General features: G+C 60.0%; 12 protein-coding genes, 2 tRNA genes and 3 rRNA genes. All 17 read left to right on the top strand.

From position 1 onward, the window contains the following. The first annotated feature begins 8 nt into the window (after positions 1-8). Entirely contained in the window at positions 9-2,330 is a 2,322-nt protein-coding gene (mrcB, locus tag AC3RCM_RS23615; RefSeq protein ID WP_064491451.1) for a penicillin-binding protein 1B, read from the top strand. A 15-nt stretch (positions 2,331-2,345) separates the two neighbouring features. Next, entirely contained in the window at positions 2,346-3,146 is an 801-nt protein-coding gene (locus tag AC3RCM_RS23610) for a tetratricopeptide repeat protein (RefSeq protein ID WP_492629176.1), read from the top strand. Next, on the top strand, positions 3,146-3,478 hold the full coding sequence (locus tag AC3RCM_RS23605; protein ID WP_003250034.1) for a YqcC family protein: 333 nt from the start codon (positions 3,146-3,148) through the stop codon (positions 3,476-3,478). Before AC3RCM_RS23610 ends, AC3RCM_RS23605 begins: the two co-directional genes overlap by 1 nt. Before the next feature lie 408 nt (positions 3,479-3,886). Beyond that, positions 3,887-5,611 carry an acetolactate synthase 3 large subunit gene (locus tag AC3RCM_RS23600; RefSeq protein ID WP_064491454.1) on the top strand — a complete coding sequence of 575 codons (1,725 nt, stop codon included), beginning with the start codon at positions 3,887-3,889 and terminating at the stop codon, positions 5,609-5,611. Position 5,612: 1 nt separating this feature from the next. Then, positions 5,613-6,104: an acetolactate synthase small subunit gene (gene ilvN, locus AC3RCM_RS23595; RefSeq protein WP_003250040.1), complete on the top strand. Its 492-nt coding sequence runs from the start codon at positions 5,613-5,615 to the stop codon at positions 6,102-6,104. 56 nt (positions 6,105-6,160) lie between these two features. Continuing rightward, the gene (ilvC, locus tag AC3RCM_RS23590; protein WP_003250043.1) at positions 6,161-7,177 is read left to right on the top strand and encodes a ketol-acid reductoisomerase; all 1,017 of its coding nucleotides are present in this window, start codon (positions 6,161-6,163) and stop codon (positions 7,175-7,177) included. 150 nt (positions 7,178-7,327) lie between these two features. Next, positions 7,328-8,179, top strand: coding sequence for a CDP-diacylglycerol--serine O-phosphatidyltransferase (gene pssA / locus AC3RCM_RS23585; RefSeq protein WP_003250045.1), 852 nt, complete (start codon positions 7,328-7,330; stop codon positions 8,177-8,179). A 79-nt stretch (positions 8,180-8,258) separates the two neighbouring features. Beyond that, complete coding sequence (gene msrP, locus AC3RCM_RS23580; protein WP_104887047.1) at positions 8,259-9,272, top strand: protein-methionine-sulfoxide reductase catalytic subunit MsrP; 1,014 nt, start codon at positions 8,259-8,261, stop codon at positions 9,270-9,272. Beyond that, positions 9,272-9,883 (top strand): protein-methionine-sulfoxide reductase heme-binding subunit MsrQ, encoded by a 612-nt coding sequence (gene msrQ / locus AC3RCM_RS23575; RefSeq protein WP_064491452.1) that lies wholly within the window; start codon positions 9,272-9,274, stop codon positions 9,881-9,883. Before msrP ends, msrQ begins: the two co-directional genes overlap by 1 nt. Before the next feature lie 964 nt (positions 9,884-10,847). Further along, a 16S ribosomal RNA gene (locus tag AC3RCM_RS23570) occupies positions 10,848-12,384 on the top strand. A gap of 77 nt (positions 12,385-12,461) precedes the next feature. After that, a tRNA-Ile gene (locus AC3RCM_RS23565) sits at positions 12,462-12,538 on the top strand. Positions 12,539-12,544: 6 nt separating this feature from the next. Then, a tRNA-Ala gene (locus AC3RCM_RS23560) sits at positions 12,545-12,620 on the top strand. Between the two features lie 234 nt (positions 12,621-12,854). After that, positions 12,855-15,747, top strand: a 23S ribosomal RNA gene (locus AC3RCM_RS23555). A 131-nt stretch (positions 15,748-15,878) separates the two neighbouring features. After that, positions 15,879-15,994 (top strand): 5S ribosomal RNA (rrf, locus tag AC3RCM_RS23550). The 16S, 23S and 5S rRNA genes sit together here with 2 tRNA genes alongside, the layout of an rRNA operon. 188 nt (positions 15,995-16,182) lie before the next feature. Further along, entirely contained in the window at positions 16,183-19,665 is a 3,483-nt protein-coding gene (recC, locus tag AC3RCM_RS23545; protein ID WP_064491014.1) for an exodeoxyribonuclease V subunit gamma, read from the top strand. Then, the gene (recB, locus tag AC3RCM_RS23540; RefSeq protein WP_104887048.1) at positions 19,662-23,336 is read left to right on the top strand and encodes an exodeoxyribonuclease V subunit beta; all 3,675 of its coding nucleotides are present in this window, start codon (positions 19,662-19,664) and stop codon (positions 23,334-23,336) included. Before recC ends, recB begins: the two co-directional genes overlap by 4 nt. Next, complete coding sequence (gene recD, locus AC3RCM_RS23535; RefSeq protein ID WP_492629175.1) at positions 23,333-25,408, top strand: exodeoxyribonuclease V subunit alpha; 2,076 nt, start codon at positions 23,333-23,335, stop codon at positions 25,406-25,408. The genes recB and recD overlap by 4 nt, the downstream gene beginning before the upstream one ends. The last annotated feature ends 75 nt before the right edge of the window (positions 25,409-25,483 follow it).

Below are 25,483 nucleotides of genomic sequence, written 5' to 3'. Positions count from 1 at the left end.
CCGCCGCCATGACCCGAACCCGAAATCCCCGCACCCCTCAGAAACGCCCGACCGGCCGCTCCCGCGCCTGGCTGGGCTGGGCTTTGAAGCTCAGCCTGGTTGGCCTGGTGATCGTTGCCGGCTTCGCGGTTTACCTCGATGCCGTCGTCCAGGAAAAGTTCTCCGGCAAGCGCTGGACCATCCCGGCCAAAGTGTATGCCCGACCGCTGGAGCTGTTCACCGGCCAGAAGTTGAGCAAGAACGACTTCCTCACCGAGCTCGATGCGCTCGGCTACCGTCGCGAAAGCGCGGCCAACGGCCCGGGCGCTGCGTCCGTCAACGGCAATACCGTCGACCTCAATACCCGTGGCTTCCAGTTCTACGAGGGCATGGAACCGGCGCAGTTCGTCCGCGTGCGCTTCTCTGGCGATTACGTTGCGGGCCTTTCCGGTGCCAACGGCAAGGCGCTTGACGTGGTGCGGCTGGAGCCGCTGATGATCGGCGGCATCTATCCGAAAAATCTCGAAGACCGCATCCTGATCAAGATTGATCAGGTACCCAAATATCTGCTCGAAACCCTGGTGGCAACGGAGGACCGCGAGTTCTACAGCCACTTCGGCGTGTCGCCAAAGTCCATCGTCCGGGCCATGTGGGTCAACACGTCGTCCGGCTCGATGCGCCAGGGTGGCAGTACCCTGACCCAGCAGTTGGTGAAGAACTTCTACCTCAGCAGCGAGCGCAGCCTCAGCCGCAAGCTGACCGAGGCGATGATGGCGGTCCTGCTCGAACTGCACTACGACAAACGCGAAATCCTTGAGGCCTACCTCAACGAGGTGTTCGTCGGCCAGGACGGTCAGCGCGCGGTGCACGGCTTTGGTCTGGCTAGCCAGTTCTTCTTCAGCCAGCCGCTGTCCGAGCTGAAACTGCATCAGATCGCCCTGCTGGTGGGCATGGTCAAAGGCCCGTCCTACTACAACCCGCGGCGTCATCCCGAGCGGGCCCTGGCTCGCCGCAACCTGGTGCTCGACCTGGTGGCCGAACAGGGCGTGGCCAGCCAGGCAGAAGTCGATGCGGCGAAGAAAATGCCGTTGGGCGTGACCAAGCGTGGCAGCCTGGCCGACAGCTCGTTCCCAGCCTTCCTCGACCTGGTCAAGCGACAGTTGCGCCAGGACTACCGCGACGAAGACTTGACCGAAGAAGGCCTGCGCATCTTTACCAGCTTCGACCCGATCCTGCAGATGAAGGCCGAAACCTCGATGAGCGAGACCTTCAAGCGCCTGGCGGGCCGCAAGGGGGCAGACGATGTGGAAGCGGCGATGGTCGTGACCAACCCTGAGACCGGTGAAGTACAGGCGCTGATCGGTAGCCGCCAGGCAGGCTTCGCCGGCTTCAACCGAGCCATCGATGCTGTGCGGCCGATCGGCTCGTTGGTCAAGCCGTCGGTATACCTGACTGCGCTGGAGCAGCCGAGCAAGTACACCCTGACCAGTTGGGTGCAGGACGAGCCATTTTCGGTCAAAGGGGCTGACGGCCAGGTCTGGCGCCCGCAAAACTATGACCGCCGCCCGCATGGCACGATCTACCTGTACCAGGGGCTGGCCAACTCCTACAACCTGTCGACCGCCAAGCTCGGCCTGGAAGTGGGTGTGCCGAACGTGATCAAGACCATTGGTCGCTTGGGCGTGAATGTCGACTGGCCTGCGTTCCCGGCCATGTTGCTGGGGGCAGGTGGCATGTCGCCGATGCAGGTGGCAACCATGTACCAGACCATCGCCAACGGCGGCTTCAACACGCCGATGCGCGGCATCCGCAGCGTGCTCACCGCCGAGGGCGAGCCGCTCAAGCGCTACCCGTTCCAGATCCAGCAAACCTTCGACCCAGGTGCCATTTACCTGGTGCAGAACGCCATGCAACGCGTAATGCGCGAAGGTACAGGGCGCTCGGTGTACAACACCTTGCCACGCTCGCTGACCCTGGCGGGCAAGACCGGTACCAGTAACGACTCGCGTGACAGCTGGTTCTCCGGCTTCAGTCAGGATCTGCTGGCCGTGGTGTGGATGGGGCGTGACGATAACGGCAAGACACCGTTTACCGGCGCCACCGGCGCCTTGCAGGTGTGGACCAGCTTCATGAAGAAGGCCGACCCGCTGCCGCTGGATATGCCGCAACCGGACAACGTGGTGCAGGCCTGGATCGACCCCTACAGTGGCCATGGGTCTGATGCCAGCTGTCCGGGAGCGGTGCAGATGCCGTATATTCGCGGGAGCGAACCGCCCGCCGGCGCGACCTGTGGCGGCGAGGAAAATCCGGCTGAGTCGGTCATGGACTGGGTCAAAGGCTGGATGAATTAAGCACAGGCTGCATTGATGAGGTGTGATGTGAACAAGTGGCTGTTTCCTGCCGTGACGGCGTTGGCTGTGCTCCAGGGGTGCTCCAGCGTCCCGCGTGGCAATATTCCGGTGGTCGATTCGAGCACCCGCGTGTCCAACAGCGAACGCGTGACGGCCAACCGCTCGGCGGGTGGCTATAACGCCGGCACCGCCCAGGCGCAGACGCTGCTGGAGGATTCCGGTGTCACCGTGATGATCCCGCAGGGCGCAGGCGCATCGGGCATCCAGACGTTCCCGGCGTCCAATGGCGCTGCGCCGATCAGTACCTCGCCGATCACGCCTGGGCCGATCAGTACAGGGCCTGTCAGTTCGGCACCGATGACCACCAATCCCAACCCGATTGCCGATGAACCCTTCGACATTGCCGCGATGAACAGCACCCCGCAAAGCGCCAGTGCGCCAACCGGTATTCCGCGCAGCGCCGCCGCCGGTGGCCTGTCGGCCGACGAGCAGCTGGACGGTCCTGTGCTGGCACTGTTGACCACTGCGCAGACGCAGCAGGGCAGCGGCGACTTCAACGGCGCCGCTTCGAGCCTTGAACGTGCCCAGCGCATTGCTCCGCGTGAGCCGCAGGTGCTGTATCGCCTGGCCCAGGTGCGCCTTTCGCAAGGTGATGCGGCGCAGGCCGAGCAGTTGGCGCGCCGCGCCCTGACTTACGCCAACGGCCGCCCAAGCCTGCAGGCAGAGCTTTGGAACACGATCGCCCAGGCCCGTGAAAAGCAGGGTGACAGCGCTGGGGCTGCGCTGGCCCGGCAAAAGGCGCGGGTCAATTCGTGATGATCGAGCAACGCGTGCTGGATATTGCCGACCACCTGCTCTTGATCGAGCGCGAGCTGCAGGTGCAAGGCTGGTGGGATGACGAGCCGCCAAGCGACGAGGCACTGGCCAGTACGGTGCCGTTCGCCGTGGATACCCTCAGTTTTGAGCAGTGGCTGCAATGGATCTTCCTGCCCCGCATGAAGATCATCATCGAGCTGGGCCACCCGCTGCCCAATGCATCGAGCATCCTTGTCATGGCCGAAACCGTGTTTACCGACCGGCCGGAGCAAAGTCGTGAGCTACGCCGCCTGTTGGCAGCTTTTGATCAATTGATCGCTCCTTCCGCCTGATTTCTTCAGTTTTTCCGTCAAGGGCCGCAGATTGTGGCCCTTTTTTTTGGAAATCTTCTTAATTCTGCTGCTGAAGCGATTTTTAGTGGTGGCAGGAATTCATCTTGAGGAAAAATTGGCAATAATTTTTCTTGACTTGTTGGCGCCGAATCACAAGAATCCAACTTCCGCTGTAGAGGGACTGCCAGAAGCAGACCCGCTAAGCAGATCATGAGGTGCACACCCGCGCCGACCTGTTACACCCCGCAACGCGTTACCTCGCGCTGGGTGGGAAACCCCCGCAACACTCTGGGGATCTCCCAATACTTGCTCAGTCAGTGCTGACGTTCGCTCATGCTCTGCTTGGCAGTAAACCTATTAAGACCCGTCCAGTGAGGGCGGTATTCTGGCGTTTTAGAGGTGAACAACGTGGAGCTTTTATCTGGCGCTGAGATGGTCGTCCGCTTCTTGCGTGACGAAGGCGTTAAGCACATCTACGGGTACCCTGGTGGTGCTCTCCTGCATGTTTACGACGCACTGTTCAAAGAACCGGAAGTGGAACACATCCTGGTTCGTCACGAGCAGGCGGCCACCCATATGGCGGACGGCTACGCTCGCGCCACCGGCAAGGCCGGTGTGGTGCTGGTAACCTCCGGTCCTGGCGCGACCAATGCCATTACCGGCATTGCCACCGCCTACATGGACTCGATTCCGATGGTCATCCTGTCCGGCCAGGTGCCTAGCACCATGGTGGGCACCGATGCCTTCCAGGAAACCGACATGATCGGTATCTCGCGGCCGATCGTGAAGCACAGCTTCATGATCAAGAATCCGACCGAGATCCCTGAAGTTCTGAAAAAAGCTTTCTACCTGGCGCAATCCGGTCGTCCAGGTCCAGTCGTGGTCGACATTCCAAAAGACATGACCAACCCGGCTGAGAAGTTCGAATACGTCTACCCGAAAAAGGTCAAGCTGCGCTCCTACAGCCCGGCGGTCCGCGGTCACTCCGGCCAGATCCGCAAGGCTGCCGAGATGCTTCTGGCGGCCAAGCGTCCGGTCGTCTACTCCGGTGGCGGTGTGATCCTCGGCGGTGGCTCCGAAGCCCTGACTGAAATCGCCAAGTCGCTGAACCTGCCGGTCACCAATACCCTGATGGGGTTGGGTGGCTTCCCGGGTACCGACCGCCAGTTCCTCGGCATGCTCGGCATGCATGGCAGCTACACCGCCAACATGGCCATGCATCATGCCGATGTCATCTTTGCCGTCGGTGCGCGTTTCGACGACCGCGTTGTAAACGGCCCGGCCAAGTTCTGCCCGAACGCCAAGATCATTCACATCGACATCGACCCGGCGTCGATCTCGAAGATGATCAAGGCCGACGTGCCAATCGTCGGCCCGGTCGACAGCGTGCTCAACGAAATGCTCGGCATCCTCAAGGAAATCGGCGAGCAGCCTGACAAGGCGGCGCTGGATGCCTGGTGGAAGCAGATTGACGAATGGCGTGGCAATGGCGAGTTGTTCCCTTACGACAAGGGCGATGGCAACGTCATCAAACCGCAAAAAGTCATCGAGACACTGTGCGAAGTGACCAATGGCGATGCCTTCGTCACTTCCGACGTGGGCCAGCACCAGATGTTTGCCGCGCAGTACTACCGCTTCAACAAGCCAAACCGCTGGATCAACTCCGGTGGCCTGGGCACCATGGGCTTCGGCTTCCCGGCGGCGATGGGCGTCAAGCTCAACTTCCCGGATCAGGACGTGGCCTGTGTGACCGGTGAAGGCAGCATCCAGATGAACATCCAGGAGCTGTCCACCTGCATGCAATACGGCCTGCCGGTGAAGATCGTCAACCTGAACAACGGTGTGTTGGGCATGGTCCGCCAGTGGCAGGACATGGCCTACAACGGTCGTCACTCGCACTCGTACGTCGAGTCGCTGCCTGACTTCATCAAGCTGGCCGAGGCCTATGGCCATGTGGGTATCCGCATCACCAGCCTGAAGGACCTCAAGCCGAAGCTGGAAGAAGCGTTTGCGATGAAGGACCGTCTGGTGTTCATCGACATCGCGGTTGACCGCAGTGAGCACGTCTATCCGATGCAGATCAAGGATGGCTCGATGCGTGACATGTGGCTGAGCAAGACGGAGCGTACCTGATATGCGGCACATCATTTCCCTGCTGCTGGAAAACGAACCAGGTGCGTTGTCCCGCGTGGTCGGCCTGTTCTCCCAGCGCAACTACAACATTGAAAGCCTGACTGTAGCGCCAACCGAAGACCCGACCCTGTCGCGTCTGACGCTGACCACCGTTGGCCATGACGAAGTGATCGAACAGATCACCAAGAACCTGAACAAGCTGGTCGAAGTGGTCAAGCTTGTCGACCTGTCGGAAAGCGCTCACATCGAGCGTGAACTGATGCTGGTCAAGGTCAAGGCCACCGGTGCCCAGCGTGCCGAGATCAAGCGCACCACGGATATCTTCCGTGGCCAGATCGTCGACGTGACCGCCAGCGTGTACACCGTGCAGCTGAGCGGTACCAGCGACAAACTGGACAGCTTCATCCAGGCGATCGGCACTGCATCGATTCTGGAAACCGTGCGCAGCGGCGTTACCGGCATTGCCCGTGGCGACAAAGTGCTCAGCATCTAAATCCAAAAAATTAGCGATGGCTCCGCAGGGGCCGAGATATAACCAGGGGTATTTTCATGAAAGTTTTCTACGATAAAGACTGCGACCTTTCCATCATCCAGGGTAAGAAAGTCGCCATCATCGGTTACGGCTCCCAGGGCCACGCTCAGGCGTGCAACCTGAAAGACTCCGGTGTAGACGTTACCGTCGGTCTGCGTAAAGGTTCGGCTACCGTTGCCAAGGCTGAAGCCCACGGCCTGAAAGTTGCCGACGTTGCTACCGCTGTCGCTGCGGCTGACCTGGTCATGATCCTGACCCCGGACGAGTTCCAGGGCGCTCTGTACAAGAACGAGATCGAGCCGAACATCAAGAAGGGCGCTACCCTGGCCTTCTCTCACGGCTTCTCGATCCACTACAACCAGGTTGTTCCGCGTGCCGACCTCGACGTGATCATGATCGCGCCGAAAGCCCCGGGCCACACCGTTCGCTCCGAGTTCGTCAAAGGCGGCGGCATCCCTGACCTGATCGCTATCTACCAGGACGCTTCCGGCAACGCCAAGAACGTCGCACTGTCCTACGCTTCGGGCGTAGGTGGTGGCCGTACCGGTATCATCGAAACCACCTTCAAGGACGAAACCGAAACCGACCTGTTCGGTGAGCAGGCTGTTCTGTGTGGCGGTACCGTCGAGCTGGTCAAAGCCGGTTTCGAAACCCTGGTCGAAGCTGGCTACGCGCCGGAAATGGCCTACTTCGAGTGCCTGCACGAGCTGAAGCTGATCGTCGACCTCATGTACGAAGGCGGCATCGCCAACATGAACTACTCGATCTCCAACAACGCCGAGTACGGTGAGTACGTGACTGGCCCGGAAGTCATCAACGAAGAATCCCGCAAGGCCATGCGCAATGCCCTGAAGCGCATCCAGGACGGCGAGTACGCGAAGATGTTCATCTCCGAAGGTGCTACCAACTACCCATCGATGACCGCCAAGCGCCGCAACAACGCCGCTCACGGCATCGAAATCATCGGCGAGCAGCTGCGCTCGATGATGCCGTGGATCTCTGCTAACAAAATCGTCGACAAGACCAAGAACTAAGTCTTATCGAAAGATGAAAAACGCGGCTTCGGCCGCGTTTTTTCGTTCTGGCATCCAGCTTCTGGTATAAAGCAGACCAGTGGCTCGCTGTCAGAACCTGTTTCGCGGGCCCGTGTCGAACATTTTCCATCCTGTTGCAAGGTACCCTCCATGAGCGAACGTCCCGAAGAGCCGAACAAGCCCTCCGACGCCGAAAGCCTGCTACCTGTCGATGAGCACGTTGAAGAAGGGCATGACGCCGAAGGCCGCAAGGTGCGCCACCGCGGCATCTACCTGTTGCCCAACCTGTTTACCACCGCCAACCTGTTTGCCGGTTTCTATTCCATCATCAGCTCGATGAGCGCACAGAGCGCCCTGAGTGCCGGCGACCCGCGCGAGGCGAGCAAGTACTTCGCTTTTGCCGCTATCGCCATCTTCGTGGCCATGGTGCTCGACGGCCTGGACGGCCGCGTTGCGCGCATGACCAATACCCAGAGTGCCTTCGGTGCCGAGTATGACTCGCTGTCGGATATGGTCGCCTTCGGCGTGGCCCCGGCTTTGCTGGCCTTCGGCTGGGCGCTGGGTGACATGGGCAAGGTCGGCTGGATGGTTGCCTTCATCTATGTGGCCGGTGCCGCGTTGCGCCTGGCGCGCTTCAATACCCAGGTCGGTACCGCCGACAAGCGCTACTTCATCGGCCTGGCCAGCCCGGCTGCCGCAGGTGTGGTGGCGGGCACCGTATGGGCGTTCAGTGACTATGGCATCCAGGGCTCCAAGCTGTCGTTCCTGGTCGCGCTGCTGGTGGCTGCTGCTGGCATGCTGATGGTCAGCAACATCAAGTACAACAGTTTCAAGGAGCTGGACCTCAAGGGGCGCGTGCCGTTTGTGGCGATCCTGGCGGTGGTGCTGGTATTTGCCGTCGTGTTCAGCGACCCACCGCGTATCCTTCTGTTGATCTTCCTCGCCTATGCAGCATCGGGGCCGATCCAGTTCCTGCTGAAGGCGCGCCGTCGCAAAGCGTGAAAATCACTTAACGCTGGAATAACCTCACGGCTCCATAGTCTTACTGGTACATCCGTTACTCAGTGCTATGGAGCCGTTCATGCTTATCAAGCTTCCCAGGTCTTCCGAGTGCAAGGCGTCGGAGATCACCCCCGAAGGCATTTACCTTTCCCGTCGTACCCTGCTGGGTGGCTCATTGGCTGGCTTGGCGCTAGGCGCATTGCCGGGCGGGGTGGGTGCAGCGCAAATGTCGCGTTATGCCGATGTGCAGGCTGGGGCCGCGCCGGCCTGGTTCACTGACAAGCTCGCGGCCACGCGCTGGCAGGCGGTGACGGTGAAGGACGAGGCGATCACGCCGTTCAAGGATGCCACTCACTACAACAACTTCTACGAGTTCGGGCCCGACAAGGGCGACCCGGCGGCCAATGGCGGCAGCCTGAAGACCGAACCGTGGTCCATTGTGGTGGATGGTGAGGTGGGCAAGCCCGGACGCTATGCACTGGAGGACTTCGTCAAACCCTATCAGCTTGAGGAGCGGATCTATCGGCTGCGCTGCGTAGAGGCGTGGTCGATGGTCATTCCGTGGCTGGGGTTCCCTTTGGCTCAGGTGCTCAAGCAGGTCGAGCCGACTTCCAGTGCGCGTTATGTGCGTTTCGAAACGCTGAAGGATCCGCAGCATATGCCTGGGCAGCGTTCTGGCTTCGCCTTGATCGACTGGCCTTATAGAGAAGGGTTGCGTCTGGATGAGGCGATGCACCCGTTGGCAATTCTCGCGGTGGGTATGTACGGCCGGGAACTGCCCAACCAGAACGGTGCGCCGTTGCGTTTGGTGGTGCCTTGGAAGTATGGCTTCAAGAGCATCAAGTCGATTGTGCGCATCAGCCTGGTAGCGGAGCAGCCGGGTACTACCTGGGAAGGGCTGGCGCCGGATGAATATGGTTTCTATGCCAATGTGAACCCGACAGTCGACCACCCGCGCTGGAGCCAGGCGCGCGAACGTCGTTTGCCCAGCGGGTTGTTCAGCCCCAACGTGCGGGAGACACAGATGTTCAATGGCTATGCCGATGAAGTGGCGTCGCTGTATACAGGGCTCGATCTGCGGAAGAACTACTGATGCGTTACCCCTGGTTTCGCTTGGCCATCTTCATCGTAGGCTGCCTGTTCCCGGTGTGGTGGCTATATGAAGCGGCGATGAACCTGCTGGGGCCTGATCCCGGGAAGATCATGATGGATCGCCTTGGGCTTGGGGCGCTTACCTTCTTGTTGGTGACCTTGAGCATGACCCCACTGCAGAAGCTGACGGGCTGGTCTGGCTGGATCGTGGTTCGCCGGCAGCTGGGGTTGTGGGTGTTCGCTTATATAGTGCTGCACATCCTCTGTTACCTGTTCTTTATTCTTGGGCTGGATTGGGGGCAGTTGGCGGTGGAGCTGCGCAAGCGGCCCTACATTATCGTGGGGGCGCTGGGGTTCCTGGGTTTGCTGGTGCTGGCGGTCACCTCGAACCGGTACAGCCAACGGCGGCTTGGGGCGCGGTGGAAGAAGCTGCACAGGTTGGTGTATGCGGTGCTTGGGTTGGGCTTGTTGCATTTCCTTTGGATCGTGCGCTCGGACCTTCGGGAATGGGCCATCTATGCGTTTATTGGGGCTGTGTTGATGGTATTGCGGATACCTGCTGTTGCGCGGGCTCTTCCCAGGGTTGCCAGGAAGCAGGGTAGGGCGGTTTGAGAGTGGGGTGGGGCTGCCAAGGGTCTGCCTTGAGATAGCAATGGCTGTGGAGAGGGCCCGCCTTTGTTTCTCTGGCGTCTGTGAGATCGAGCGCCGCGCGCGTCCGGCTCGAGACATCCATCGCCTGTGAGACCGAGCGCCGCCCGCGTCCGGCTTGAGACATTCACCGCCTATGAGACCGAGCGCCGCCCGCGCGGCGCTTCGCGGGTAAACCCGCTCCTACGTTTGTTTCGGGCCAGTCCCTCCTGTGCCTGGCGCGCGCGACCGCCTTGTTGGTACGACGCGATATCGAGACAGGCACCAAGGCGTTCGCGCGCGAATCCCACAGGCATAATTGGCCCGAAACAAACGTAGGAGCGGGTTTACCCGCGAAGCGCCGCGCGGGCGGCGCTCGATCTCACAGGCGCTGAAACTGTTGTGGCGAACACTTGGCAGCCCTGATACGGTCTTTCCCCCTTATATTTCACTTTCTTGAAATTAAAGGTTGACGCCCTCTCGAATCCCCTTATAATGCGCCCCACTTCCAGCGACAACGGAATGACAAACTCCTTGAAATTCAATGAGTTAGACAGTTATGAAGGTGCTGAAAGGGCTACGATCAAATGATCGCCAGCGGTTGAGATGATGGTTGACAGCGCTTCCAAGTGCTGTATGATTCGCCTCCCGCTACGAGAGATCGCAGCGAGCCAAGTGTTTGAAGCTAAACGAGTTTCTCGAAAAAAACTTCAAAATAAACGCTTGACAGGCTCTGAGGAATGCGTAGAATGCGCGCCTCGGTTGAGACGAAAAGCTCTTAACCAAACGCTCTTTAACAAATCGAATCAAGCAATTCGTGTGGGTGCTTGTGAGTACGGACTGATAGTCAAAAAGATTATCAGCATCACAAGTGGCCATGCGAGAAATCACATAGTCATTTGAGATTGCTGAGCCAAGTTTAGGGTTTCTTAAAAACCCAAGCAGTATTGAACTGAAGAGTTTGATCATGGCTCAGATTGAACGCTGGCGGCAGGCCTAACACATGCAAGTCGAGCGGATGACGGGAGCTTGCTCCTTGATTCAGCGGCGGACGGGTGAGTAATGCCTAGGAATCTGCCTGGTAGTGGGGGACAACGTTTCGAAAGGAACGCTAATACCGCATACGTCCTACGGGAGAAAGCAGGGGACCTTCGGGCCTTGCGCTATCAGATGAGCCTAGGTCGGATTAGCTAGTTGGTGGGGTAATGGCTCACCAAGGCGACGATCCGTAACTGGTCTGAGAGGATGATCAGTCACACTGGAACTGAGACACGGTCCAGACTCCTACGGGAGGCAGCAGTGGGGAATATTGGACAATGGGCGAAAGCCTGATCCAGCCATGCCGCGTGTGTGAAGAAGGTCTTCGGATTGTAAAGCACTTTAAGTTGGGAGGAAGGGCAGTAAGTTAATACCTTGCTGTTTTGACGTTACCGACAGAATAAGCACCGGCTAACTCTGTGCCAGCAGCCGCGGTAATACAGAGGGTGCAAGCGTTAATCGGAATTACTGGGCGTAAAGCGCGCGTAGGTGGTTTGTTAAGTTGGATGTGAAAGCCCCGGGCTCAACCTGGGAACTGCATCCAAAACTGGCAGGCTAGAGTACGGTAGAGGGTGGTGGAATTTCCTGTGTAGCGGTGAAATGCGTAGATATAGGAAGGAACACCAGTGGCGAAGGCGACCACCTGGACTGATACTGACACTGAGGTGCGAAAGCGTGGGGAGCAAACAGGATTAGATACCCTGGTAGTCCACGCCGTAAACGATGTCAACTAGCCGTTGGAATCCTTGAGATTTTAGTGGCGCAGCTAACGCATTAAGTTGACCGCCTGGGGAGTACGGCCGCAAGGTTAAAACTCAAATGAATTGACGGGGGCCCGCACAAGCGGTGGAGCATGTGGTTTAATTCGAAGCAACGCGAAGAACCTTACCAGGCCTTGACATGCAGAGAACTTTCCAGAGATGGATTGGTGCCTTCGGGAACTCTGACACAGGTGCTGCATGGCTGTCGTCAGCTCGTGTCGTGAGATGTTGGGTTAAGTCCCGTAACGAGCGCAACCCTTGTCCTTAGTTACCAGCACGTTATGGTGGGCACTCTAAGGAGACTGCCGGTGACAAACCGGAGGAAGGTGGGGATGACGTCAAGTCATCATGGCCCTTACGGCCTGGGCTACACACGTGCTACAATGGTCGGTACAGAGGGTTGCCAAGCCGCGAGGTGGAGCTAATCTCACAAAACCGATCGTAGTCCGGATCGCAGTCTGCAACTCGACTGCGTGAAGTCGGAATCGCTAGTAATCGCGAATCAGAATGTCGCGGTGAATACGTTCCCGGGCCTTGTACACACCGCCCGTCACACCATGGGAGTGGGTTGCACCAGAAGTAGCTAGTCTAACCTTCGGGGGGACGGTTACCACGGTGTGATTCATGACTGGGGTGAAGTCGTAACAAGGTAGCCGTAGGGGAACCTGCGGCTGGATCACCTCCTTAATCGACGACATCAGCCTGCTGATGAGCTCCCACACGAATTGCTTGATTCATTGTCGAAGACGATCAAGACCCTATATAGGTCTGTAGCTCAGTTGGTTAGAGCGCACCCCTGATAAGGGTGAGGTCGGCAGTTCAAATCTGCCCAGACCTACCAATATGCGGGGCCATAGCTCAGCTGGGAGAGCGCCTGCCTTGCACGCAGGAGGTCAGCGGTTCGATCCCGCTTGGCTCCACCACTTGCTTTACCTTGATCAAACTCAGAAATGAGCATTCGCGTCGAATGTTGATTTCTGACTTTTGTCAGATCGTTCTTTAAAAATTCGGATATGTGATAGATATAGACTGAACACCAGTTTCACTGCTGGTGGATCAGGCTAAGGTAAAATTTGTGAGTTCTGCTCGAAAGAGCAACGTACGAATTTTCGGCGAATGTCGTCTTCACAGTATAACCAGATTGCTTGGGGTTATATGGTCAAGTGAAGAAGCGCATACGGTGGATGCCTTGGCAGTCAGAGGCGATGAAAGACGTGGTAGCCTGCGATAAGCTTTGGGGAGTCGGCAAACAGACTGTGATCCAGAGATCTCTGAATGGGGGAACCCAGCCAGCATAAGCTGGTTATCTTGTACTGAATACATAGGTGCAAGAGGCGAACCAGGGGAACTGAAACATCTAAGTACCCTGAGGAAAAGAAATCAACCGAGATTCCCTTAGTAGTGGCGAGCGAACGGGGACCAGCCCTTAAGTTGATTTGAGATTAGTGGAACGCTCTGGAAAGTGCGGCCATAGTGGGTGATAGCCCCGTACACGAAAATCTCTTGTCAATGAAATCGAGTAGGACGGAGCACGAGAAACTTTGTCTGAATATGGGGGGACCATCCTCCAAGGCTAAATACTACTGACTGACCGATAGTGAACCAGTACCGTGAGGGAAAGGCGAAAAGAACCCCGGAGAGGGGAGTGAAATAGAACCTGAAACCGTATGCGTACAAGCAGTGGGAGCCTACTTTGTTAGGTGACTGCGTACCTTTTGTATAATGGGTCAGCGACTTATATTCAGTGGCGAGCTTAACCGAATAGGGGAGGCGTAGCGAAAGCGAGTCTTAATAGGGCGTTTAGTCGCTGGGTATAGACCCGAAACCGGGCGATCTATCCATGGGCAGGTTGAAGGTTAGGTAACACTGACTGGAGGACCGAACCGACTACCGTTGAAAAGTTAGCGGATGACCTGTGGATCGGAGTGAAAGGCTAATCAAGCTCGGAGATAGCTGGTTCTCCTCGAAAGCTATTTAGGTAGCGCCTCATGTATCACTGTAGGGGGTAGAGCACTGTTTCGGCTAGGGGGTCATCCCGACTTACCAAACCGATGCAAACTCCGAATACCTACAAGTGCCGAGCATGGGAGACACACGGCGGGTGCTAACGTCCGTCGTGAAAAGGGAAACAACCCAGACCGTCAGCTAAGGTCCCAAAGTCATGGTTAAGTGGGAAACGATGTGGGAAGGCTTAGACAGCTAGGAGGTTGGCTTAGAAGCAGCCACCCTTTAAAGAAAGCGTAATAGCTCACTAGTCGAGTCGGCCTGCGCGGAAGATGTAACGGGGCTCAAACCATGCACCGAAGCTACGGGTATCATCTTACGATGATGCGGTAGAGGAGCGTTCTGTAAGCCTGTGAAGGTGAGTTGAGAAGCTTGCTGGAGGTATCAGAAGTGCGAATGCTGACATGAGTAACGACAATGCGAGTGAAAAACTCGCACGCCGAAAGACCAAGGTTTCCTGCGCAACGTTAATCGACGCAGGGTTAGTCGGTCCCTAAGGCGAGGCTGAAAAGCGTAGTCGATGGAAAACAGGTTAATATTCCTGTACTTCCAGTTATTGCGATGGAGGGACGGAGAAGGTTAGGCCAGCCTGGCGTTGGTTGTCCAGGTTTAAGGTGGTAGGCTGAAATCTTAGGCAAATCCGGGATTTCAAGGCCGAGAGCTGATGACGAGTTGCCTTCAGGCGACGAAGTGGTTGATACCATGCTTCCAAGAAAAGCTCCTAAGCTTCAGATAACTGGGAACCGTACCCCAAACCGACACAGGTGGTTAGGTAGAGAATACCAAGGCGCTTGAGAGAACTCGGGTGAAGGAACTAGGCAAAATGGCACCGTAACTTCGGGAGAAGGTGCGCCGGCGAGGGTGAAGGACTTGCTCCGTAAGCCCATGCCGGTCGAAGATACCAGGCCGCTGCGACTGTTTATTAAAAACACAGCACTCTGCAAACACGAAAGTGGACGTATAGGGTGTGACGCCTGCCCGGTGCCGGAAGGTTAATTGATGGGGTTAGCGCAAGCGAAGCTCTTGATCGAAGCCCCGGTAAACGGCGGCCGTAACTATAACGGTCCTAAGGTAGCGAAATTCCTTGTCGGGTAAGTTCCGACCTGCACGAATGGCGTAACGATGGCGGCGCTGTCTCCACCCGAGACTCAGTGAAATTGAAATCGCTGTGAAGATGCAGTGTATCCGCGGCTAGACGGAAAGACCCCGTGAACCTTTACTATAGCTTTGCACTGGACTTTGAATTTGCTTGTGTAGGATAGGTGGGAGGCTTTGAAGTGGGGACGCCAGTTCTCATGGAGCCATCCTTGAAATACCACCCTGGCAACTTTGAGGTTCTAACTCAGGTCCGTTATCCGGATCGAGGACAGTGTATGGTGGGTAGTTTGACTGGGGCGGTCTCCTCCCAAAGAGTAACGGAGGAGTACGAAGGTGCGCTCAGACCGGTCGGAAATCGGTCGTAGAGTATAAAGGCAAAAGCGCGCTTGACTGCGAGACAAACACGTCGAGCAGGTACGAAAGTAGGTCTTAGTGATCCGGTGGTTCTGTATGGAAGGGCCATCGCTCAACGGATAAAAGGTACTCCGGGGATAACAGGCTGATACCGCCCAAGAGTTCATATCGACGGCGGTGTTTGGCACCTCGATGTCGGCTCATCACATCCTGGGGCTGAAGCCGGTCCCAAGGGTATGGCTGTTCGCCATTTAAAGTGGTACGCGAGCTGGGTTTAGAACGTCGTGAGACAGTTCGGTCCCTATCTGCCGTGGACGTTTGAGATTTGAGAGGGGCTGCTCCTAGTACGAGAGGACCGGAGTGGACGAACCTCTGGTGTTCCGGTTGTCACGCCAGTGGCATTGCCGGGTAGCTATGTTCGGAAGAGATAACCGCTGAAAGCATCTAAGCGGGAAACTTGCCTCAAGATGAGATCTCACTGGGATCTTGAATCCCCTAAAGGGCCGTCGAAGACTACGACGTTGATAGGTTGGGTGTGTAAGCGCTGTGAGGCGTTGAGCTAACCAATACTAATTGCCCGTGAGGCTTGACCATATAACACCCAAGCAATTTGCTGACGCAGATTGCGGTGGTGAAGACGAAAGACCCGAAAATTCGTAAGACCACAAATATCGCATATCCGAATTCGCTGGGCTGTCCATCTGGACATTCTGGCAACAGAATTTCTTGACGACCATAGAGCATTGGAACCACCTGATCCCATCCCGAACTCAGTAGTGAAACGATGCATCGCCGATGGTAGTGTGGGGTTTCCCCATGTGAGAGTAGGTCATCGTCAAGATTCATTTCGCAAAACCCCTATCTGCACATGCAGGTAGGGGTTTTGTCTTTGTGGGCAAAAAAACTCGACCTGCGCGAATCACTGCGGGAGCGGACACGCCCGCTCCCGTGGCCTGATGGCATTCGGCCGTTTCCTGTACGCGTGATATCGTTCCCCTCTCAGCCATCAGTGCCTCCAGAGATCTTCCGATGCTCAACACCGCCCATCTCCACCCTGGCTTCATGATCGTCCACGGCAACCGCCTCGACGACCTGCGTAGCCTGGTAGTGAGCTGGATGCGTCGCTACCCGCTGGCGCCTCTGGAAAACGAAATTGCCCTGGTTCAAAGCAATGGCATTGCCCAATGGCTCAAGTTGGCCCTGGCTGAAGATCCGCTAGACGATGACCTGGGCGGCTGCGGCATCGCTGCTGCAATCGATGTACAACTGCCCGGTAGCTTTATGTGGCAGCTCTACCGCAGCGTGCTTGGCCGTAGCGAAATCCCCGAAGTGTCTCTGCTCGACAAGGCACCCCTGACCTGGCGCCTGATGCGCCTGTTGCCAGCACTCATCGAGCGCCCGCATTTCGAGCCACTGCGGCGCTTCCTCACCGATGACAGTGACTTGCGCAAGCGCTACCAGCTCGCCGAGCGCTTGGCCGACCTGTTCGACCAGTACCAGGTCTACCGCGCCGATTGGCTCAAGGACTGGGCCACTGGTGAGCACGTCATCAACACGGCCCGCGGCGAGTGCAAAGTTCTGCCGCCAGGCAACCGCTGGCAAGCCGAGTTGTGGCGAGCATTGCTGGAGGATGTTGGCGAGCAAGGCATGGCGCAAAGCCGCGCCGGGGTACACCAACGTTTCATCGAGCGCATCAACAGCCTGGAGCAGGCGCCTGCCGGGCTGCCACCGAGGGTGATCGTGTTCGGTATCTCTTCGCTGCCGGCCCAGGCCCTGGAAGCACTGGCAGGCCTGTCGCGTTTCAGTCAGGTATTGCTGTGCGTACACAACCCATGCCGCCACCACTGGGCCGATATCGTTGCCGACAAGGACCTGTTGCGCCACCAGTACAAACGCCAGCAACGCAAGCAAGGCATGCCCCTGCAACTGGACGACCAGACGCTGCACCAGCATGCCCACCCATTGCTGGCTGCCTGGGGTAAACAAGGCCGCGACTACATCAACCTGCTCGACAGCTATGATGACCCGGGCAGCTACCAGGGCGTGTTCAGCGACGGCCGCATCGACCTGTTCAGCGACGGTTCGCCCACCACGCTGCTCAACGAACTGCAGGACGACATCCTGGAATTGCGCCCGCTCGCCGAGAGCCGCGAACGGTGGCCGGCAGTCGACACCACAAAAGACCGCTCGATCCGCTTCCATATCGCGCACAGCCCGCAACGTGAAGTGGAGATCCTCCACGACCAGCTGTTGGCCCGCTTCAGCGCCGACCCGACTTTGCGCCCGCGCGACGTGATCGTCATGCTGCCGGACATCGACACTTACGCGCCGCATATCCGCGCCGTCTTCGGCCAGTTGCAGCGCAACGACCCACGCTACATCCCGTTCACCCTGACAGACCAGGGCCAGCGTGGTCGCGAGCCTTTGCTGATCGCGCTTGAGCATTTGCTCAAACTGCCTGATAGCCGCTTCGCGGTCAGCGAAGTGCTCGACCTGCTGGACGTGCCGGCAGTCCGCGCCCGCTTCGGCATCCGCGAAAACGACCTGCCCACGCTGCACCGCTGGATCGAGGGCGCTGGCATCCGTTGGGGCCTTGACGCCGAGCAGCGGGCGAGCCTGGGCTTGCCCGCCGGGCTCGAACAGAACAGTTGGCGTTTCGGCCTGCGCCGCATGCTGTTGGGTTATGCCGTGGGGGTGGGTGAGGCCTGTGATGGCATTGAACCCTACGATGAAATCGGTGGCCTGGACGCGGCGTTGATCGGCCCGCTGGTCGCGTTGCTCGATGCGCTCGAAGTCGCCTGCCAGGCCCTGTCCGAGCCAGCCACCGTCAGCCAGTGGGGCGAACGACTGCATGCCTTGCTGCACGTGTTCTTCCTCGCCGAGGACGAGGGTGATGAATTCCTGTTGATGCAGTTGCAGGATCTGCGCGATAGCTGGCTTGAGGTGTGCGAGACCGTCGGCCTGCACGACCCGCTACCGCTTACCGTGGTGCGTGAAGCCTGGCTGTCGGGCCTCGATCAGGGCAAGCTGTCGCAACGTTTCCTCGCCGGCTCGGTCAACTTCTGCACACTCATGCCCATGCGCGCGATCCCGTTCAGGGTGGTCTGCCTGCTGGGCATGAACGATGGCGATTACCCGCGTGCGCAGCCACCGCTGGACTTCGACCTGATGGCCAGCGACTATCGCCCCGGTGACCGCTCACGCCGCGAAGACGACCGTTACCTGTTGCTTGAAGCGCTACTGTCAGCACGTGACCAGCTGTATGTCAGCTGGGTCGGGCGCAGTATCCGCGACAATAGCGAACGCCCGGCCTCGGTGCTGATCGGCCAGTTGCGCGATCACATCGCTGCGGGCTGGCATTTGGCCGACGCGCAGCAGGGCCAGCCCGCGAAACCGGGCGAGCAACTGTTGCACGCACTGACCCAGGAGCACCCGCTGCAGCCGTTCAGCCCTCGGTACTTCCAGAAGGGCAGCCCACTGTTCAGCTATGCCCATGAATGGCAGGTGCTGCACCAGCAGGGTGAGACAGACGCGCAGAGCGAGCCGGGCTTGCCGCCTTATCAGGACGCTGAAGCCCTGAGTCTGCACCAGCTGAATGACTTCTTGCGCCACCCGGTACGCCACTTCTTCAGCCAGCGCTTGAAGGTGTACTTTGAGGCGCTGGAAGCGCCGACCCCGGACGAAGAGCCCTTCGTCCTCGATACCCTGCAACGCTACGGCGCCAGTGAAAGCCTGCTTGGCGCCGCCTTGGCCGAACCGGACAACGCCGAACAAGCCTTGCGCGCCCAGGCCCGACGCCTGCAGGCCTGCGGTTTGCTGCCGCTAGCCGGTTTCGGCGAACTGCTGCAAAACGAGTTGATCGAACCGCTGCCGGACCTGCTGCAACGTCACCAGCAATTGCTGCAACGCTGGCCACAGCTGGTCGAGGGCGCTTTGCCAGTGCATTTCGAGCACGGTCAGCACCGACTTGAGGGCTGGCTGGGCCGGGTGTTCCAGGCGGAAGATCAGAGCCTTCTCAGCATCACCACAGTACCCAACACCATCAGTGCCGGGCGCAACAACCTGAAGTGGCACCGCCTTATCGCGCCCTGGGTTACGCACCTGGCGGCCTGTGCGGCGGGCTACCCCTATAACAGTGCATTGGTAGCCAGTGACCTGACCCTGTTGCTTGCACCGCTGCCGCAAGCGCAGGCCGCGCAACTGCTGGGCGACCTGTTGGTGGCCCGTCAGGCGGCAATGAACGCGCCGTTGCCAGTCGCGGCCAAGACCGCGTTCGCCTGGTTGGCCCAGGACGATGCGGATAAAGCCATGGCCGCAGCAGCTCGCGCCTACGAAGGCGACGAACGCACCAGCTTTGGCGAACGGAGTGAAAGCATTGCCTTGGCCCGCCAGTTCCGGGACTTTGCAGCACTCACCGCTGACGAAACGTTTGAAGGCTGGTGCGAAACCTTGTATCGCCCGTTGTTTACCGCCCCTTGGCAGACCTTGGGCAACCCGGAGAAAGGCGCATGACCCAGGACCGTCCTCTGGCACTGAGTTTCCCCCTGCACGGTAGCCAGCTGATCGAGGCCAGCGCCGGTACGGGCAAGACCTTCACCATTTCGGCGCTGTACCTGCGCCTGATCCTCGGTCACGGTGGCGAACAGGGCTTCGAGCGCGAGCTGCTGCCACCGCAGATCCTAGTGGTGACCTTCACCGATGCCGCCACCAAAGAGCTGCGCGAGCGTATCCGCGCCCGCCTGGCTGAAGCCGCACGGTTCTTCCGTGGCGAACTGGAAGGCGCCGATCCACTGTTGCACCAACTGCGTGACGATTATCCACAAGAGAACTGGCCGCGTTGCGCCGGCCGGTTGGAAATCGCCGTGCAGTGGATGGACGAGGCTGCGGTATCGACCATCCATGGCTGGTGCCAGCGCATGCTGCGCGAGCATGCCTTCGACAGCGGCAGCCTGTTCACCCAGACCCTGGAAACCGACCACAGCGAGTTGTTGGGCCAGGTCATGCGCGATTACTGGCGGCGCTTCTGCTATGGGATGCAAGGGGACGCACTGGCCTGGGTGCGCGGCAACTGGGGGAGCCCCGACGCCTTGCTGCCGCGCATTCGCCCATTGTTTGGCCGTGTGCGCGCCCAGCAGAATGGGCCAGAGCCCGCCGCATTGATCCAGGCATCGTTGCAGCAACGGGGTGCACAGTTGGCCCGGATCAAGGCGCCGTGGGCACAGTGGGCTGAGGAACTGCGGCAAATCTGCCGCGATGCGCTGGCCGCCAAACAGGTCGACGGCCGCAAGATGCAAGCCCGTTACTTCGAGCCCTGGTTCGACAAGCTCTGCGCTTGGGCCAGCGATGAGCAACTGGTAGAGCTCGACTTGGGCACCGGCTTTACCCGGCTGACCCCGGCGGGCATGGCCGAGGCCTGGAAGGGAGAACCTCCCGAGCACCCAGCCCTCAACGCCATGCAGCACTTGCAGCAGCAACTGCAGGCACTGGACAGCCCGGATGCCCCGCTGCTCGAGCACGCCGCCAGTTGGGTATCGGCGCGTTTCGAAGTGGAGAAGCGCCGGCGTGCAGAAATGGGCTTCGACGACATGCTCGTGCGCTTGCAGCACGCGCTCGCCAGCGAGGCCGGCGAGCGCCTGGCCAGCCTGATTCGTGAGCAGTTCCCGGTAGCGCTGATCGACGAATTCCAGGACACCGACCCGGTTCAGTACGGCATTTTCGAGCGCATCTACCAGATCAGCGAAAATCGCGCAGAAACCGGTCTGTTCATGATCGGCGACCCCAAGCAGGCGATCTACGCCTTTCGGGGTGCCGACATCTACACCTACCTAGCCGCGCGACGCGCTACCAGCGGCCGCCTGCACAGCCTGGACACCAACTACCGCTCCAGCAAAGCCATGGTGGCGGCGGTCAATCAGGTGTTCCTGCAGGCCGAGGCGCGTGAAGCGGGGCGGGGTGCATTCCTGTTCCGCGAGGCTGATGACAACCCGCTGCCATTCATCGAAGTGCGCGCCAAGGGGCGTGGCGAACAGCTGCTGATTGACGGTGAAGTCGGTGCAGCCCTGCAATGCTGGCAGCTGGAAAGTGAAGAGCCAGTCTCCAGCAGCGTTTACCGCCAGCAACTGGCCGCCAGTTGCGCCAGCCATATTGTGGCCTTGCTCAATGGCGGCCAGCAGGGCACGGCGGGCTTCCAGAATGCCGAAGGCGAATTGCGCGCCTGCTTGCCCTCGGACATTGCCATCCTGGTGCGCGATGGCCATGAGGCGCAGATGGTCCGCGCCGAACTGGCCGCACGCGAGGTGCGCAGCGTCTACCTGTCCGACAAGGACTCGGTGTTTGCCGCCCAGGAAGCCCACGACCTGCTGGCCTGGCTCAAGGCCTGCGCCGAGCCTGACTCGGAGCGCCTGCTCAAGGCTGCTCTGGCCAGCCTTACACTGGGCCTGTCGCTGGCTGCGCTGGACCGGCTTAACCAGGACGAGCGGGTCTGGGAAAGCTGGGTGATGCGTTTTCGCCTGTACCGCGACACCTGGCAGCGCCAGGGGGTGTTGCCGATGTTGCGCCACCTGCTGCATGACTTCCAGCTACCGCGCACGCTGATCCGCCGCAGTGATGGCGAGCGGGTGCTGACCAACCTGCTGCACCTGGCCGAGCTGCTGCAGCAGGCCGCTGGCGAACTGGACGGCGAACAGGCGCTTATCCGCCACCTGGCCGAGCATCTGGCCAGTTCCGGGCAGGCCGGTGAAGAGCAGATCCTGCGCCTGGAGAGCGACGAACAGTTGGTCAAGGTGGTGACCATCCACAAGTCCAAGGGCCTGGAATATCCCTTGGTCTACCTGCCATTCATCTGCACCAGCAAACCGGTGGATGGTAGCCGTCTGCCGCTGGCCTGGCATGACAGCGAAGGTAACGCCCACCTCACTCTCACACCCGATCAGGAGCAGATCGAGCGTGCTGACGACGAGCGCTTGGCCGAAGACCTGCGCCTGCTCTACGTGGCCCTGACCCGCGCCCAGCATGCTTGCTGGCTGGGTGTCGCCGACCTCAAGCGCGGTAATCAGAAGAGCTCGCAGCTGCACCGCTCGGCGTTTGGCTACCTGCTGGGGGGCGGCCTTGCCTTGGCTGGCTCGGCGCAGCTGGCGGACTGGTTGCAGGCTTTGGCGGCAAGTTGCCCGCACATCACTTGCCCAGGCCTGCCGCAGGCGGATGAGCAGATGTATCGCACGCCACACGCCGAACGTGAGCTGCTGCCAGCACGCAGGCCACGCCATGCGGCTGCCGAGCACTGGTGGATCGCTTCCTACAGTGCCCTTCGTGTCGGCGATCAGACCCTCGGTGCCGACAGCTCGCAGGCCCAGCAACTGCTGGACGACGAGGTGCCCGATGCCCAGGTGTTGCGCGAGGTCCCGGCCGACAGCGGCGATATCCATCGCTTCCCACGGGGGCCTAACCCCGGCACCTTCCTCCATGGTTTGCTGGAGTGGGCAGGCCGTGAGGGCTTCAGCGAGGTCAGCGGTAACCCTCAACTGATTGAGCGCACCGTTGGCCAGCGCTGCAATCGCCGTGACTGGGCCGGCTGGATCCCCACCCTGAGCCACTGGATGCAACGTTTGCTGGGCGAGGCGTTGCCGCTGCCGGGCAGCGACCAGAGCGTAACGCTGGGCCAGCTGCGTCATTACCAGATTGAAATGGAGTTCTGGTTCGCAAGCCACCGGGTCGACGCAGAACAACTCGATCGCCTGGTGGCACGCCACACCCACCCCGGTCTGGCGCGCCCAGCTGCGCAGCCGACCGTGCTCAACGGCATGTTCAAAGGGTTCATCGACCTGGCGTTCGAGCTGGACGGGCGTTACTACGTGACCGACTACAAGTCCAACTGGCTGGGTGCGGACATCCAGGCCTACGATGCCATGGCCATGGAAAAGGCGATTCTTGAGCACCGCTACGACCTGCAGTATGTGCTGTACCTGCTGGCCCTGCACCGCCAGTTGCGCGCGCGGCTGGCGGACTACGATTATGACCGCCATGTTGGCGGCGCCCTGTTCATCTTCCTGCGCGGTGCCAGCAGCAGCGGCCACGGCGTGTACCACGCCAAGCCACCGCGTGAGCTGATCGAAAGCCTCGATGCGTTGTTCCGTGGCGAGCACGCGCCGGTACAGCAGGACCTGTTTGCCGGAGTTGCGCCATGAGCCGAAGCCTTGTCGACCTGTTGCCCACTCCGTTGCACGCCGAGCACCTGCTGGCGCTGGCACCACAGCACAGCAGCGCTGACCTGCTGCAATTACTCGACCGCTGGGTTGAGCGGGGCTGGCTACGAGCCCTGGACCGCGCGTTCGTGTCGTTCCTGGAAGAGCGCGCCCCCGGCAGTGATCCCTTGCTATTGCTGGCAGCGGCGCTGGCCAGCCACCAACTGGGGCACGGACATGTCTGCCTCGACCTGCAACAAACCTTGGCCGAGCCGGATTTCGCCCTGTCGTTGCCGCCGGAAGGTGACGCCCTTATCGGCCCTTTGCTACTGCCATCGCAACTGCTGGCCAACCTTGACTTGAATGCCTGGCTTCAGCGCATCAGCGCCAGCCCGCTGGTGGCCGCAGGTGATACGCCTGGCCAGCAATCGCGGCCACTGGTACGCAGTGGCGAGCGCCTTTACCTGCGCCGTTACTGGAGTTACGAGCGGCGCATCGACCATGCCCTGCGCCAGCGCCTGAGTCAGGCCGAAGCACCGCCTGCGGACCTGCCAGAGCGCCTGGCGCAACTGTTCGAGGGCGGCGCGCCAGCTGGCCAGGTGGACTGGCAGAAGCTCGCCTGCGCCTTGGCCACCCGGGCCGGTTTCAGCATCATCACTGGCGGACCCGGCACCGGCAAGACGACCACCGTGGTGCGCCTGCTGGCGTTGCTGCAGGCGCCGGCAGTGGAGCAGGGCAGGCCACTGCGCATCCGCCTGGCGGCACCGACCGGCAAGGCCGCTGCGCGCCTGACCGAATCCATTGGCCAGCAAGTCGAGCGTCTGCAAGTCAGCGCCGAAGTACGCGGGCAAATCCCCACTGAAGTCAGCACCGTGCATCGCCTGCTCGGCAGCCGCCCGGGCTCGCGGCACTTCCGCCATCATGCTGGCAACCCGTTGCCGTTGGACGTGCTGGTGGTCGACGAAGCGTCGATGATCGACCTGGAAATGATGGCCAACCTGCTCGATGCCTTGCCGCCGCGGGCGCGTCTGGTGCTGCTGGGCGACAAGGACCAGTTGGCCTCGGTCGAGGCCGGCGCGGTACTGGGTGACCTGTGCCGGGATGCTGAGGAGGGCTTTTACTCGCCGGCGACTGCAGCGTGGCTTCAGCAGGTCAGTGGCGAGTCGCTGGCCGGCAGTGGCCTCAAGGCCGGCGATGAGCAGCGTCACCCGCTGGCCCAGCAGGTGGTGATGCTGCGTTTTTCACGGCGTTTCGGTGAAGGCAGCGGTATTGGCCAGCTGGCCAGACTGGTCAATCGTCAGGACGCTCACGCGGCGCGCAACCTGCTGGCCGCGCCGCCTGCCGACGTGCACAGCCTGTCGCTCAAGCACGAACAGGATCGTGCTTTCGACCGCCTGTTACTCGACGGTCTGAACCGCGGTACCGATGGGCCGCAAGGCTATCGCAGCTACCTGCGCACCCTTGGCCGTTACCGGCCGGCACTTGATACCGCCTTTGACGACCCCGCCTGGGAGCAATGGGCGGGCAAGGTGTTGCGCAGTTTCGAGGATTTCCAGTTGCTGTGCGCGGTGCGCCGGGGCGCCTGGGGTGTCGAAGGCCTCAACGAGCGGGTGGCGCGAGTGCTGCACAATGCCGGTCTGATCGACAGCCAGCAGCCCTGGTACGAAGGACGCCCGGTGCTGGTGACCCGCAACGACTACGGCCTTGGCCTGATGAACGGTGACATCGGTATTGCCCTGCGCCTGCCGGATGAGCATGGCCAGCCGCTGCTGCGCGTGGCCTTCCCGCGCAACGACGGCAGTGGTGGTGTGCGGTTCGTTCTGCCGAGCCGGCTCAACGAAGTGGAAACGGTATTCGCCATGACCGTGCACAAGTCCCAGGGCTCGGAGTTCAGCCACACTGCCCTGGTGCTGCCGGAGGCGCTCAACCCGGTGCTGACCAAGGAATTGGTGTACACCGGCATCACTCGGGCCAAGCACTGCTTCAGCCTGGTCGAGCCACGCCAAGGCATTTTCGAAGAAGCGGTGGCGCGCAAAGTACGGCGTATTTCCGGGTTGATGCTCGAGCAGGTCTAGGGCCATGAAACCCATTACACGTGGCCGCACGCTCCTACAATAAAGCGGCCATGTGCTATCGTTGCGCCGATATCG

It is taken from the genome of Pseudomonas sp. GW823-FHT05G12 (assembly GCF_058795575.1).
The sequence above is the reverse complement of the archived record's forward strand: the minus strand, read 5'-3'. Positions and strand labels throughout refer to the sequence as shown.